This window comes from Pseudoalteromonas sp. MMG013, from assembly GCF_018100885.1.
Taxonomy (GTDB): Bacteria; Pseudomonadota; Gammaproteobacteria; order Enterobacterales; family Alteromonadaceae; genus Pseudoalteromonas; species Pseudoalteromonas aurantia.
In genome coordinates this window covers 38,441-52,140 of record NZ_JAGJEE010000018.1, presented here as the reverse complement: position 1 = coordinate 52,140, position 13,700 = coordinate 38,441, and the positions used below count along the sequence as shown (strand labels likewise).

The 13,700-nt window shown below is 41.5% G+C and carries 15 protein-coding genes; 2 read left to right on the top strand and 13 right to left on the bottom strand.

Features of this window, described 5'->3' with window-relative positions; genetic code table 11:
* Window positions 1-33 precede the first annotated feature (33 nt).
* From J8L98_RS15980 to sfsA, 8 genes are all read right to left on the bottom strand, one after another.
* Entirely contained in the window at window positions 34-273 is a 240-nt protein-coding gene (locus J8L98_RS15980) for a hypothetical protein (protein WP_192508645.1), read from the bottom strand.
* Window positions 274-284: 11 nt separating this feature from the next.
* Window positions 285-1,133, bottom strand: coding sequence for a pantoate--beta-alanine ligase (gene panC, locus J8L98_RS15975; protein ID WP_210997251.1), 849 nt, complete (start codon window positions 1,131-1,133; stop codon window positions 285-287).
* Window positions 1,133-1,927 carry a 3-methyl-2-oxobutanoate hydroxymethyltransferase gene (panB, locus tag J8L98_RS15970; protein WP_210997250.1) on the bottom strand — a complete coding sequence of 265 codons (795 nt, stop codon included), beginning with the start codon at window positions 1,925-1,927 and terminating at the stop codon, window positions 1,133-1,135. Before panB ends, panC begins: the two co-directional genes overlap by 1 nt.
* A gap of 33 nt (window positions 1,928-1,960) precedes the next feature.
* Window positions 1,961-2,443 (bottom strand): 2-amino-4-hydroxy-6-hydroxymethyldihydropteridine diphosphokinase, encoded by a 483-nt coding sequence (folK, locus tag J8L98_RS15965; protein WP_210997249.1) that lies wholly within the window; start codon window positions 2,441-2,443, stop codon window positions 1,961-1,963.
* On the bottom strand, window positions 2,440-3,738 hold the full coding sequence (pcnB, locus tag J8L98_RS15960) for a polynucleotide adenylyltransferase PcnB (RefSeq protein ID WP_210997248.1): 1,299 nt from the start codon (window positions 3,736-3,738) through the stop codon (window positions 2,440-2,442). The genes folK and pcnB overlap by 4 nt, the downstream gene beginning before the upstream one ends.
* Window positions 3,739-4,033: 295 nt before the next feature.
* A complete protein-coding gene (gluQRS, locus tag J8L98_RS15955) occupies window positions 4,034-4,939 on the bottom strand; it encodes a tRNA glutamyl-Q(34) synthetase GluQRS (protein ID WP_210997247.1) in 906 nt (301 codons plus the stop codon).
* Between the two features lie 12 nt (window positions 4,940-4,951).
* Window positions 4,952-5,395: an RNA polymerase-binding protein DksA gene (gene dksA, locus J8L98_RS15950; protein ID WP_192508639.1), complete on the bottom strand. Its 444-nt coding sequence runs from the start codon at window positions 5,393-5,395 to the stop codon at window positions 4,952-4,954.
* A 174-nt stretch (window positions 5,396-5,569) separates the two neighbouring features.
* Window positions 5,570-6,277, bottom strand: a complete 708-nt coding sequence (gene sfsA, locus J8L98_RS15945; RefSeq protein WP_210997246.1) for a DNA/RNA nuclease SfsA — start codon at window positions 6,275-6,277, stop codon at window positions 5,570-5,572.
* 82 nt (window positions 6,278-6,359) lie between these two features.
* Here sfsA and pepB point away from each other — a divergent pair, with 82 nt between their 5' ends.
* Window positions 6,360-7,655 (top strand): aminopeptidase PepB, encoded by a 1,296-nt coding sequence (gene pepB / locus J8L98_RS15940; RefSeq protein WP_210997245.1) that lies wholly within the window; start codon window positions 6,360-6,362, stop codon window positions 7,653-7,655.
* A 62-nt stretch (window positions 7,656-7,717) separates the two neighbouring features.
* On the opposite strand, the gene J8L98_RS15935 is transcribed toward pepB, so the two are convergent.
* From J8L98_RS15935 to gpmM, 5 genes are all read right to left on the bottom strand, one after another.
* Window positions 7,718-8,137 carry a CBS domain-containing protein gene (locus J8L98_RS15935; RefSeq protein ID WP_210997244.1) on the bottom strand — a complete coding sequence of 140 codons (420 nt, stop codon included), beginning with the start codon at window positions 8,135-8,137 and terminating at the stop codon, window positions 7,718-7,720.
* A 109-nt stretch (window positions 8,138-8,246) separates the two neighbouring features.
* Complete coding sequence (locus tag J8L98_RS15930; protein ID WP_210997279.1) at window positions 8,247-9,017, bottom strand: divergent polysaccharide deacetylase family protein; 771 nt, start codon at window positions 9,015-9,017, stop codon at window positions 8,247-8,249.
* 45 nt (window positions 9,018-9,062) lie between these two features.
* On the bottom strand, window positions 9,063-10,286 hold the full coding sequence (locus J8L98_RS15925; RefSeq protein ID WP_247682584.1) for a S41 family peptidase: 1,224 nt from the start codon (window positions 10,284-10,286) through the stop codon (window positions 9,063-9,065).
* 37 nt (window positions 10,287-10,323) lie between these two features.
* Window positions 10,324-11,430 carry a peptidoglycan DD-metalloendopeptidase family protein gene (locus tag J8L98_RS15920; protein WP_247682583.1) on the bottom strand — a complete coding sequence of 369 codons (1,107 nt, stop codon included), beginning with the start codon at window positions 11,428-11,430 and terminating at the stop codon, window positions 10,324-10,326.
* A gap of 29 nt (window positions 11,431-11,459) precedes the next feature.
* Window positions 11,460-13,004, bottom strand: coding sequence for a 2,3-bisphosphoglycerate-independent phosphoglycerate mutase (gpmM, locus tag J8L98_RS15915; RefSeq protein ID WP_210997242.1), 1,545 nt, complete (start codon window positions 13,002-13,004; stop codon window positions 11,460-11,462).
* Between the two features lie 264 nt (window positions 13,005-13,268).
* Between gpmM and J8L98_RS15910 the strand changes: the two genes are divergently transcribed.
* A complete protein-coding gene (locus J8L98_RS15910; protein WP_192508632.1) occupies window positions 13,269-13,700 on the top strand; it encodes a rhodanese-like domain-containing protein in 432 nt (143 codons plus the stop codon).

Sequence of the window (13,700 nt, the reverse complement as noted above, 5' to 3'; positions counted from 1 at the left end):
CGCTCATTTGAGCGGTTTTTTTGTAAAATTAACTTATTGGTACTGCCGAGTTTTACTCTTCGTCAGTTGCTGGGCTTGAACTTTGCACTGGTTAAAAGTTTCAATACATTCATTATTACATATTTGATGTGACATTGTTTCTGGTGTATTACTGTTCACACAGCTTGTTTCACATTGATAATTCTGTTGAGCACATTGATTCAATTCTGCTGAATTGTTACTTTGGCATGCACTTAATAGTAATATTGCACAGAGTGACAGTACAGTTTTCATCTTACTTCCTTCTAGATAGAGACTTGTAAGTTATCTATTAAGCGTACTGATCCTAAAAAGGCAGCCGCTAAGATCACCAAGTGATCATCTCCAAGTGTAGCAGGATTTAGTGTATCTTTATTTGCGATAGCAAAGTAATCAGCTTTTAAACCTTTTTGTTCTAGTGCCACTTTTGCACCGGCTTCTAATTGAGCAAAGTTGTGGTTACCCGCTTTAAGTTGAGTCGAGATCTCGAGTAGGGATTGATAAAGCGCTTTCGCTGTTTCCTTCTCAGTCTCGCTTAAATAGCCATTACGAGAACTCATTGCCAAACCTGAGAACTCTCGCTGTGTTGCAACACCGACAACTTCAATTGGCATCGAAAGGTCGCGTACCATGGTTTTGATGACTTGCAGTTGCTGATAATCTTTTTCACCGAAACATGCGAAATCGGGTTGTACCATGTTAAACAATTTCGTCACGACGGTTGCAACGCCTTTAAAATGGCCGGGCCTTTTACCACCGCAATAACCCAGTGATATACCAGGCACATCGACATAGCTCTGAGCACTTAAGCCATTAGGGTATATAGATGCAACAGAAGGTGTAAAAACAATATCAGTGCCAAGCTCTGCTAGCCCTTTTTTATCTTCGTCTAGGGTGCGAGGGTAATTATCTAAATCTTCATTTTCACCAAATTGCATAGGGTTGACAAATATACTGACAACAACTTTATCTGCGAGTGTTTTGGCTTTTTCAACAAGTGAAAAGTGTCCTAAATGCAAATTCCCCATTGTTGGTACAAATGCAATGCTCAGTCCTTGCTGTCGCCACGCTTTAATTTGGCTACGTAATGATTTAATTTCTGAGGTTGATTGCATTAACTAAACTCATGTTCGCTAGTTGGAAAGGTACCCGATTTAACATCGGCGCAGTATTGTTTAACTGCTTCTGGCATGTTGCCCGTTTCAGCTAAATAGTTTTTGGAAAACTTAGGAATATAACCCGCAGAAATCCCAACAAGATCATGCATTACTAATATTTGTCCATCAGTATCTTTACCTGCCCCAATGCCAATGACTGGAATAGTAACGGCTTCAGAAATACGTTTGGCAAGTGCTGAAGGAATACACTCAATGACGAGTAGCTGTGCACCAGCTTGCTCTAATGCTTGTGCGTCAGCAACCATTTTATCAGCCTGTGCTTGTTCTCGACCTTGTATTTTAAAACCTCCAAACACATGGACTGATTGTGGTGTAAGGCCTAAATGGCCGCATACAGGAATGCCTTGTTGGGTGAGAGTTTGAATAGTTTCATATAACCATTCGCCACCCTCTAACTTCACCATATTGGCACCAGCACGCATTAATTTAGCAGCATTATCACAGCTTTGTTGTGGATTTGCATAGCTCATAAATGGCATGTCTGCGACCACAAATAGTTCTTTACTTCCAGCGCGCACACAACGGGTATGGTAAGCAATTTCATCGGTGGTCACTGCTAACGTATCATCAGCGCCTTGTAATACCATACCAAGTGAGTCGCCAACCAACACAATGTCCACGCCATTGTCATAAAATAATTTTGCGAAGCTTGCATCATAGGCGGTTAACGCCGTAATTTTGTTCTGCGCATGTTTCATCTTCGCCAACGTTGACACTGTTACTTTAGCCATGTCCATTCCCCTTGATATACAGTAATCATTTCATTAATTAAGTGCTATTAAGTTATTTAATGCAACGTGTTCACTGACGTCTTGTAGTTTTCGACCATCAGGTAAAACGAGGTATGGTTCGATCTCGAGTAAGGGGTAGACCACAAACTCTCTCTCACATAACCCATAATGTGGGATGACTAATCTTTGAGAATCAATCACCTCATTGCCAAATAACAAAATATCTAAATCTAAAGTGCGCGCACCCCAACGTTCTTTTTTACGCTGTCTGCCTTGTTCTAACTCGATTGACTGTAAAACATCTAAAAATGGCTCGGGGGCCAACGATGTTGTCAATTTAGCCACTGCATTCACGTAATCAGGTTGGTCTTGAGGGCCCATTGGCTTTGAAGCATAAAATTTAGAGACAGCCAGCAGCTCGCAGGTCGTTATTTTTTTAATAGTTGCTATTGCACTGTGAAGCTGTGCGCTAGGGTTATCTAGGTTAGCGCCTAACCCTATATAGACAGTTTTCATGACTCACTAGGCTTCTTTTTAGGCTTTCGGCGAAAGCGACGTCGGGGCTTGTTTGACTCACTAGGGCCTAATGAGCGTACCATCTCTTTCTGACCGTTGATATCTTGTTGTAAATAGTTTGTCCACCAGTCAGCTAATTCAGCTTGTTCTTGCTCTCCACTTTCAACTCGAAGTAATAAGAAGTCGTAAGCAGCTTTGAAACGAGGCTGTTGACTGACCCGGTATGCGCGTTGTCCACCACGTTTATCCAAGCGCAATTGAATATGCCAAATATCTCTTGCGCCGAGTGTAAATCGCTTAGGTACTGCAACACTTTGCGCGTTTTCACTCAAGACGTGATTCATAGCTTGTGCGTAGGCATCAAAAATAGGCATGTTTTCTTGTTGTAGCTGTTCACTGCGTTTTAATAATGGAAACCACAATAAAGCGGCGTAAACAAACGCTGGCGTGACTTTTTTCTCTGCATTAATGCGTTTGTCAGTGTTAGCAAACATTTGAGCAATAAAGCGCGTTTCAAAGCCTGTTTCACTATTTTCGATAATATCGTCTAAAGCAGGGAACAGTTGTTTGAATAGACCAAACTCACGTAACATATGATAATTAGCTTCGGCCTTTCCATTTAAAAATAATTTCAATGTTTCTTCAAATAAACGAGCTGCAGGAATATGCGATAGCAAATCAGCTAGTTCAGAAATAGGAGCTTTCGTTGGTTGTGCTATTTCCATATCTAACTTGGTGGCAAATCGCACCGCTCTTAACATGCGCACGGGATCTTCACGATAACGTGTTTCAGGGTCACCGATCAGCTCTATTTTTCGATTGGCAATGGCATTCATACCATTGGCAAAGTCATGAATAGTAAAATCCTTGATAGAATAATAAAGCGCATTAATAGAAAAGTCTCGGCGCTCAGCATCTTCTTCTATCGTGCCATACACATTATCACGCAGTAATTGGCCATGCTCACTCGACTGACTGGTTTGATTTTTACTGGCACTGGCTTCGTGGTGGCCGCGCATGGTAGCAACTTCAATAATTTCACGTCCAAAAACGATATGGGCTAAGCGAAACCGGCGACCAATTAGGCGGCAATTGCGAAATAACTTTTTTATTTGTTCTGGAGTTGCATTGGTGACTACATCAAAGTCTTTGGGCTCAACACCTAACAAAATATCACGAATGCAACCACCTACTAAATAGGCATCGTAACCGCCATCTTTTAGGCGATAAAGTACTTTGATTGCATTTGGGCTAAATTGTTTGCGAGAAATACTGTGCTCACTGCGGGGAACCACTTGAGGGTCAGTACAGGTGACAAGATCTGATGAGCTTTTCTCACCATTGACTAGCTGTCTGCAAAATTTTAATAGCTTAGAAATAATAACCTGTCTCCTAAAAACTCATACCGATGCATGCTCGACTTAATACTAGGCTCACTTATTAGTGGTTAATCACTGTATTTATCAGCAATTAATACGGCGCCTAAGGTGGTTGCTTGAAACCGCTTACAGTGTAGGCAATTTTGCAAGGCTCGCTATGATATACCAGCAACGTGAAAAAATTAAGTTACAGGTGATAAATAATCGTAGATCAGGCGTATTCTATAAATTGACGTTCAGAAACAGCAGGAATCGCGCTTAAGCTGAAGTGTGCTTGTGACCAATGTAGAATATTATCAATATTGGTATGCATGATGTCTTCAGGTGTCTCGACGCCCAAGTATTTAAGGGCTGAGCACAAAGTTGGAATTGGATTACTTTCATTAATTGCAGGCGCGTGATTTTGTTTTGACAATTTAAACCCTGGTTTAGTTACAATCACGGGAATATGGGCAAATTCAGGTGGAGTGTGGTCCAGTTGTTGAAATAAACCTAACTGTCGAGCGGTGGGTTCAAGTAAATCGGCACCACGAACAATATGAGAAATACCTTGATCTATATCGTCGAGTACAACAACGAGTTGATATGCATAAAGGCCATCACGGCGTTTAACGATATAGTCTTCGTGAGCTATTTGCTCAGACGTATAGACTTTACCCTGTACCATGTCGTTGTATTGTAATATGGGGTGATGTTGTTTAATTCTCAGTGCATTGTTTGTCGGAGGGTGATTAGCGTGACGACAATGCCCTGTATATAAACCGCCTTGTAATTTAATTTCTTTGCGTGTGCATGTGCAGGCGTAAATTAAATTTTGTTGTTGGAGTGTGTTTAACGCATCGTTGTAGTAGTCATGCCGACGGCTTTGGTAAACGACTTCTCCATCCCAATGTAAGCCAAAAGCATCGAGCGTGCGTAAAATATCACTATCAGCGCCCTTAAGCATTCTTGGGGTATCTATATCTTCCATACGGACTAACCACTGACCATCGTGTACTTTAGCTGCTAAATAACTTGCGAGTGCAGCTACAAGTGAACCAAAATGCAGTGATCCTGATGGCGAAGGAGCAAACCGGCCACGATAGCTCCCTTGGATGGGTAATGCTGGGGTTAGCATAAATGGCAGAGTTTAACCTCTGCCGTTTTGTTTTTCTTTAATCTCGGCCAGTGTTTTACAGTCGACACATAAGTCAGCTGTAGGGCGGGCTTCTAAACGACGGATCCCAATTTCAATACCACAAGACTCACAGAAGCCAAAGTCATCATCTTCAATTAGTTGCAGTGTTTTCTCAATTTTCTTAATCAGCTTACGCTCACGGTCACGTGTGCGTAACTCTAAAGAAAACTCTTCCTCTTGCGCTGCACGGTCTACAGGATCTGGAAAGTTTGCTGCTTCATCTTGCATATGCGTTTTTGTACGATCAACTTCATTACGTAGATCTTTACGCCATGCATCTAATATTGCTTTAAAATGCGTACGTTGTACGTCATTCATGTATTCTTCGCCTGGTTTTTCCTGATATGGTTGTAAACCGGCTTGAGCCAACAACCCTAGTTTCTTTTGGTCTGGCATAGCATTCTCCTAAATCCTTAACACAACACCCCAGCTAACGCCGGCGGCTATAAATAGCAGAATCTCACACCCTTAGCAAATACTTTGTCTCAAAAGTTAACAATTGAGTGGGTAAGAATCAGTCATAGAGGTTTAATTCTAATGAGCAGCGATATGGGGGCTGGTTTTTAAAACTCAAGCCATTAATACCGGTACACGTTGTTTTATTTTTATCTCATCAAGGCTGATTATGGTGTTATAAGCATAAATTTCAACACCAATTTCTTTTGCTTTAACAAGCAGTTTAGCATATTCGGGATCGATATGTGCTGCTGGTTTTACTGAGTTGATACCACTGTGCATAACAATAAATAAAAGTACGGCTCGATCTCCTTGCTGCTTCATAGTCATTAACTCTCGGATATGTTTTTGCCCGCGCAGTGTTTGGGTATCTGGAAAATATCCTTGTTGTTGCTCTAAAAGAGTTACCGACTTGACCTCGACATAACAATCTTGTTTATTATCATCGCTTAATAGGATATCGATACGGCTATTTTCGTTACCATATTTAACTTCGCTATGTGTGTGTTGATAATCGCTAAGTTCAGGTATTTTTTGGTATTTAATGGCTTCAATAGCCACTTTATTTGCATGATTGGTGTTTACACAAATCATCTGCTTAAGATGGTTGCTAGTTATTTCAAGAGAGTGGGGGTATTTTCGTTTTGTATTGTCACTCGTTGAGTAATAGGCTCGAAAACCGGGGTCAGCACACCCAGTCATTTTACCTGTATTAGCGCAATGAACTGTGAATTCAACACCATTAGTATCAATTAAATCAACGAGAAATCGCTTATAGCGCTTAATTAATTGGGCTTGACTTAATGTACTAGAAAATTTCATATATTAATCGCAAGTCAGTTGGGTGATATAAAGGGCTAGTGTACACTGCTCAACATAATATAAGCGCTAAGGTTAGGATAAAATGTCTGATAAATTTATTGTTCGATTAAGTGAGCAAGCTGCTGCTCCTCATTGGGGGCAAGGCACAAGCCTGTCATTCACTGAAGATGGTGCAACCATTCACTTACAAGAAACTGAAACATTGAAAAATGTTCAAAAGGCCGCACGAAGTATTGCGCAGCAAGGCGTAAAAAATGTGACGCTTATGGGTGATGTGTGGTGTACGGAATCTCAATGGGCGTTTTATCAAGGTTATGTTAGTCCTAAACAGTTAAGTGGCGTTACATTCATTGAAAATGCACAGTCAGATTTGAATGAATTGATTGCGTTACAGAAGTCTGCAACGTGGGCTCGCAGCATGATTAACGGCACCGCTGAAGATGTGTATCCAGAAAGCTTGGCTGGAAATGCAGCAGAGTTTATTCAATCTTTAGCGCCAGAGCATGTGAGTTATCAGATCATCAAAGGTAAAGCACTACTGGAGCAACAATGGATAGGCATCCATGAGGTTGGTCGAGGTAGTGAACGTCCCCCTGTATTGTTGGAGTTAGACTACAATCCGACAGGGGATAAAGATGCGCCGGTGAGTGCTGCATTGGTTGGTAAAGGGATCACGTTTGATTCTGGCGGTTACTCAATCAAGTCTAGCGAAGGTATGCTGGGTATGAAATGCGATATGGGTGGTGCTGCAACGGTCACGGCCGGTCTTGCTTTGGCAATCCAGCGTGGTATGAAAAAGCGTATTAAGTTGTTTTTATGTTGTGCTGAAAACTTAATTTCAGGTCACGCATATAAGCTTGGCGATATTTTGACCTATAAAAATGGCACAACGGTCGAGATTGTTAATACTGATGCTGAAGGGCGCTTAGTATTGGCTGATGGCTTGATGGCCGCGGGTGAAACGGGAGCGGAGCTTATCATTGATGCAGCAACATTGACGGGTGCAGCTTTGGTAGCGGTCGGGCAAGAATATAACGCCTTATTTGGATTAGATAAAGCGTTAGTTAATGATGTTCAACAATTTGCCAGTGATGAATTTGAAGCCGCATGGCCGTTGCCTTTAGAGCCGTGGCACAAGAATAACTGTCCTTCACCGTATGCTGATACTGCTAATAGCAGAGCACAAAAAGGTGGTGGTTTTGGTGGTGCGTCAAATGCAGCAGGCTTTTTGGCTCGGTTTGTACCAAATGAAGGTCAAGGTTGGGTACATATTGATTTAGCTGCTGCATTTCAAAATAGTGCTGGTGGGCAATGGGCTGCTGGAGCAACGACATTGGGTATGCGCACGATAGCCAGAACATTACAAGAAAAAGCATAAATTGTATTTTAGTGAGTAAATAAAGAGTATGCCAAGCATGCTTTTTATTTACCCGCTGTGTTTTACGAGAGCAAAGCAGCCGCCAAGCGAACAAAATCTGACGAGGTTAATATCCCTATTAGCTCTTTTTGAACATTAGTTACAGGCATACACCCGTGGCGATTATCAACAAAAAATTGTGCTACTTTACTCAAGTTTTCTTCAGGTCCAATACAAACAAAGTCAGTGGCCATAATGTCACTTACTAATGTATGTTTTTCTTTTCTTTCAAGTGCAGTCGGCCCATAGGTGGCAATGATCCGCATTACCTCAGCAATCATAATTTTTTGGGTTAACATACCACAGAGAAAGCCTTGTTCATTAGTAACAGGAATATGTCGAACGTTTTTGGTGCGCATTAAATCGTGAGCATCACGTAAAGATTGATCTTGATTGACGCTATAGGGCTTGTGTGTCATCAAATCAGAAACTGTTTGTAGCATTCGGATACCTATAATTAAACTTGGTATATTAGTTATAACTGAAGCTGGCGAAATTTGAAGAGTAAAGTGGGGAATACCTGAGCGATATCAACTAATCGGTATAAATGTTTTATTTAATCCCTCGTCGATTGTTAGGTAAGTGCGTATTTTGTTGTTGTGCTAACTGAATATATTTATGTTGGACGAGCTGGGAAACCGGCACAAGTTCAAAGCCCTGCGCAATTAACTCAGGTAAAGCTTTGTTCAAAAATGAAATAGTGGTTGGGTATGGATGAGCAATCGCAATGGCTGAATTTTGACTTTGTGCAAGGAGTTTGAGCTGTGTTAACTGTGATTGTAACGCATCTTCTGTGGGGACATTGTCTAAAAAGACATGGCGTCCAATGTTTCTCACACCGTATAAATTAGCTGCATGCTGGGCTTGTGTTTGTTCTGTTGTACGACTATCTAAAAAAAATAAACCTCGTTTTTTGAGTACCTCCATCGTCCAGTTCATAGGGGTAATATATTGCGTAAGCGCTGATCCCATATGATTATTTACGCCTCTTACTTGAGGAAGTGTAGCAAGAGCATGGCCAAGTGTTGTTTGTAACTGCCATTTGTTCATCTTTAGCGTTAGGGCGCCAGGACCGAGTACCTTATTTTCGATAGATTGCATTGGCACGTGTAATAGGAGTTCTTTATTTTCTTTACTCGCTAAGCGAGCAAATAGTTGCGAGTATGGTGTATGAGGTAAGATCGAAAAAGACAACTGGCCCGGGAGGTTCAGAAGCTCAAGATCACGTTCATGATTGCCAACGTCATCAATAACGATGGCAATTTGTTTTGCATAACTAGGTGCGAGCGCTAAGCAAAAGCAAATAACTCCCCAAAAAAATATCTTTAACACGGTGCCTACTATAATTATTGTTATATGTTTTAATCGTTATTTTTGTAGCAACCTTTTAGCTGTCATGATGTGCGAGTCCAGCTTTGCTAACACGGTAATTTTGTTCGTTTGTTCACCATTCATTATAACGTCTTTGCTTAAATTCGAAAGGCTTTGTGGCGTGATAATGATATCAGGTTTAATGCCGACACCTTCAATAGATTGCCCTGACGGAGTAAAGTAACGGGCGGTTGTGAGTTTTAATGCGGTGGTACCATTGCCTAAAGGAATTAAAGATTGCACAGATCCTTTGCCATAGGATTGTTTGCCAATAATTAATGCTCTACCGTTATCTTGTAATGCGCCCGCAAGTATTTCTGCTGCAGAAGCTGATTGTTCATTGATTAACACAACAATCGGGGCACCATTTAAGATGTCGCCGTGCTCTGCACTGAAACGCTGGTTTGCGTCAAAAAACCGGCCTTTTGTTGTAACAATGGTGCCGGCCTGTAAAAACAAATCAGAAATTGCCACCGCACTGCTGAGTGTGCCGCCTGGGTTATCTCGTAAGTCAATAATAAGCCCTGTTAGTGGCGCGCCATTTCTGCTAATAAGTTTATTGATGTGTCGTGATACATCATGATAGCTATGGTTATTAAAGCTATTTAATTCAATATAGCCATTTCCGCTTTTTAACAGTTGGCTGCTAACACTTTCTAAGTTTATTTCCTGTCTACGAAGAGCAAGTGTCAGGTTGGTTTTTGCGCGCTCTACGGTGATGTTGATGGTTGCGAACTTGGCGTCCCGAAGCAGTTTAGATACATGGGCTATGTCTTTTTTCGTCACATCTGTTTGTCCAATTGCAACTAGTTTATCTCCGCCTTCGATACCTGCTTGCGCAGCAGGCGAGCCGGGTAAAGTATTGACGATGACAATGCGCTCATCAACTCGCTCAACCTCAATCCCAATACCTGTGTAGCGACCATTTGCAGCGCTGAAAATAGCTTCAAGTTCATGTTCTGAAAGGTATTTTGAGTAAGGGTCCAAATCTTTAAATAGTGAGTTTATGTTGTTTGCTTGAATATGGCTAAGCGGAATATCTTCCACGTAATAAGTGTGGATATGGTAGACAATTTCATTGATTTGTTCATTGTCAAATTGCGTGGCTGCATTGACCGTATGTAGCTGTAGTGCAATGCAAAATAGCAGCGTCGTTATAGCCATTTGCCAGTGATTAAGTATGCAGTGTGTGCTCGCTGCTATTTGATGTGATTTTTTCATGTGCTGCTCCAATGTCTTGGGCAGCACAGTTAATCAATTAACTTGCTCTGCACCATTTTACTGGGTCGACAGCGCTTCCCTTATGCCGTATTTCAAAGTATAGACCAGAACTTGATTGTCCGCCGCTTTGTCCAACCAAAGCAATTGGTTCTTGGCTCGTTACTAGGTCACCAACATCTTTTAGCAGTGTTTGCGCATGGCCGTATAAGCTCATAAAACCTCTACCATGATCAATGACAATGACCCAGCCAAATCCATTTAACCAATCAGCAAAAACAACTTGGCCTTGATTGATACTTTTAATTGCTTGTCCATTTGGAGATTGAATGACGATCCCTTTCCAGCTCATACCGGCATGTTTTCGTTGGCCAAAGCGGTGTTTAATTCGGCCCTTACTAGGGAGTGTGAGTGTTCCCTTGTATTGGGCAAGACCATTGAGAACCACCTCTTCTGGGACTGTTACTTTAGCTAAATTTTCTAATGCGCTTAGTAAAGTTTGTTCATTTTCTTTTAAATAAGAAATGGCTTCTTGCGTTTCATTTAAGGTTGCATCTAGTGTCGTTAAGTTCTTTTTTCGTTGAAGCTGCATTTTTGCGAGCGCACTTTTGCGTTCAGTTTGTTGAGTGAGCAAATGCGCTAGTTGATTTTTTTTGCGAGCGAGACGATTTTGATTTTCAGCCAGTTGTGCAACGACGCTTTTCAAAGTATCTAATTGTGTTATACGTGCTTTATTAAAATAATCATAATAACTTAAAGTACGCTCAAATGTGGCGCTAAGCTCTTGATTTAATAGCATCTTAGAGTAATCGTGAGTGCCCGTCATGTAAGCGCTTTTTAGCTGCGCAGCCAGTAAGTTTTGTAATTTTCGCTTTTTATTATTAAGACGCTTAGACTCGTTTAAAAGTGCATATTGCTGTTGTTGGTTTTCATTGATACCAAGCTGAGTTAACGATAAAGCTTTCGCATTTTTGGCAATATCGAGTTCTTGAGCTTGCAATTTTTGTTGTAAAACTGAAATTGCTTTTCTTTGTTGTTGATAGTTTTTTTGGCTTTTTTTAAGCTCTTTTTGTACTTCGGTTAAGTCTTGCTTTGTACGAGATTCATTGGCCGTAACATACGTTGCGGCCAGTAAACATAAAAACAAAACACACCTGAGAAAGGAGGAGTGCATATTTATTTTATCGTCATAATTGGAGTACCGGTCATTTCAGTTGGCTGTTCCATACCAATTAAGTGCAATATGGTCGGTGCAACGTCGCTGAGCGCTTTGCCTGCATGAGGCTGCGCATCACGACCAACGTAAATAAAAGGTACAGGTTCACTGGTGTGGGCTGTATGAGCTTGACCTGTTGCAGGGTTAGCCATTTGCTCTGCGTTACCATGATCTGCTGTAATGAGCGCTTCACCGCCGACTTCTTTGAGTGCAGAGACGACACGACCGATACATGTATCGACAGCTTCACAGGCTTTTACTGCGGCGTCAAATACCCCTGAATGTCCAACCATATCACCATTTGGGTAATTACAGATGATCACATCATGTTCACCGCTATGAATTGCTTCAACTAAGGTATCGGTCAGTAGTTCAGAGTTCATTTCAGGCTGCAAATCATACGTTGCGACTTGAGGGGAAGGAATAAGAGCTCGTTTTTCGCCGTCGAAAAGGTCTTCACGTCCCCCACTGAAAAAGAAGGTAACGTGTGCATATTTTTCCGTCTCAGAAATTCTAAGTTGAGTTTTATTATGTTTGGCGAGCCATTCTCCGAGTACGTTATGGAGTGCTTCAGGTGCAAATGCAACTGGCGCATCGATATCTGCGGCGTACTCAGTCATCATAACAAAGGCGCTTAACTTTGGAGAGCGCTTTTTAGCAAAACCAGTGAATTCTTTATCAACAAAAGCACGGGTCATTTGACGCGCTCTATCGGCTCTAAAATTCATAAATATAACGGTATCGCCATCGTTAATTGTGGCAGCGGAGGCATCTTGCGGCTGGATAATTGAAGCCGTGACAAATTCATCATTTTCATCACGTTCATAGGCTGCATTCAGTGCTTCAATACCTGAGCTATAGTGATTAGGTGCTTGTGCACAAACCATTAAATCAAACGCCGTCTCAACACGTTCCCAACGGTTATCTCTATCCATCGCATAGTAGCGGCCTACTACTGAGGCTAATCGACCACATTGCAATGCTTCGAAGGTAGTTTCAACGCGCTTGATAGATGCTTCGGCACTACGGGGTGGCGTATCTCGGCCATCTAGAAATGCATGAAAATAAACTTGCTTTGCGCCACGTGCAGCAGCCAATTCGATGGCGGCAACAATATGGTCTTCATGACTATGAACACCGCCAGGGCTCAGAAGGCCCATTAAGTGAACTGCTTTATTGGCTGCAACAGCCTTGTCAATATTGGAGACAAGTATTGGGTTATGTGCGAATTCACCATCATCAATGGCTTTAGTTATACGGGTAAAGTCTTGATAAACGATGCGCCCAGCACCTAAATTCACATGGCCAACCTCGGAATTGCCCATTTGCCCATCAGGTAAACCCACATCTAAACCAGAACCTGAAATGAGTGTACGAGGTTGGGTTTGCCATAACTCATCTAATACTGGGGTATTAGCGGCTAAAATTGCATTACTTTCTGTTTCTTCTCTGTAACCCCAACCATCTAAAATCATTAAAACAAGTGGTTTTTTCTGTGCAGTCATTTGAGCTCCTGAAATATGGCACGATGTCTAGCTCTAGCATACCTTGTTTTGTATCAATGTTCAGCCCGTGAACGATGATTTATGCTCACGTTGGAGTGGTTCAAATGATAAATCAAACGGTGAAGCATAAGGAGGCTTGATGATTTGTTTAATGGTGGACTAATAAAGGGCTATACCCAAGTGATCGCAAAATGTATACTTCGGGGTTATTAAAAATCATACATAATCGCTGCGTTTTGCTGCGAGATTAAAGTTGGAAGGTTCATGGAACAATATATTGAATTTGTTGGCAATCATGCTGTATTGAGTATTATTTGGTTGGCGATAGTCGCAATGATAGTGAGCAGCTTTATAAAAAGTAAGTTTTCTGCAATTAGACAAATTAACCCTCAGCAATTGACGTTGTTGGTTAACCGAGAAGAAGGTCAGGTTGTTGATATCAGAGCGATTAAAGAGTTTAATGCAGGACAAATAGCCGGCGCCAAACATTTAAGCGCTGAAAAAGCAAAACAAAGTGAATTTGTTGGCCTTGAAAAACTAAAAAGCAAACCCATTATATTGGTATGTACCACAGGTATGACTGCTTCTGGCATCGCAAATACCATGCATAAAGCTGGATTTGAGCAGGTTTACGTATTAAATGGTGGTATGGGAGCTTGGCAAAATGCAGGCTTACCGACTACGTCAGGAAAATAA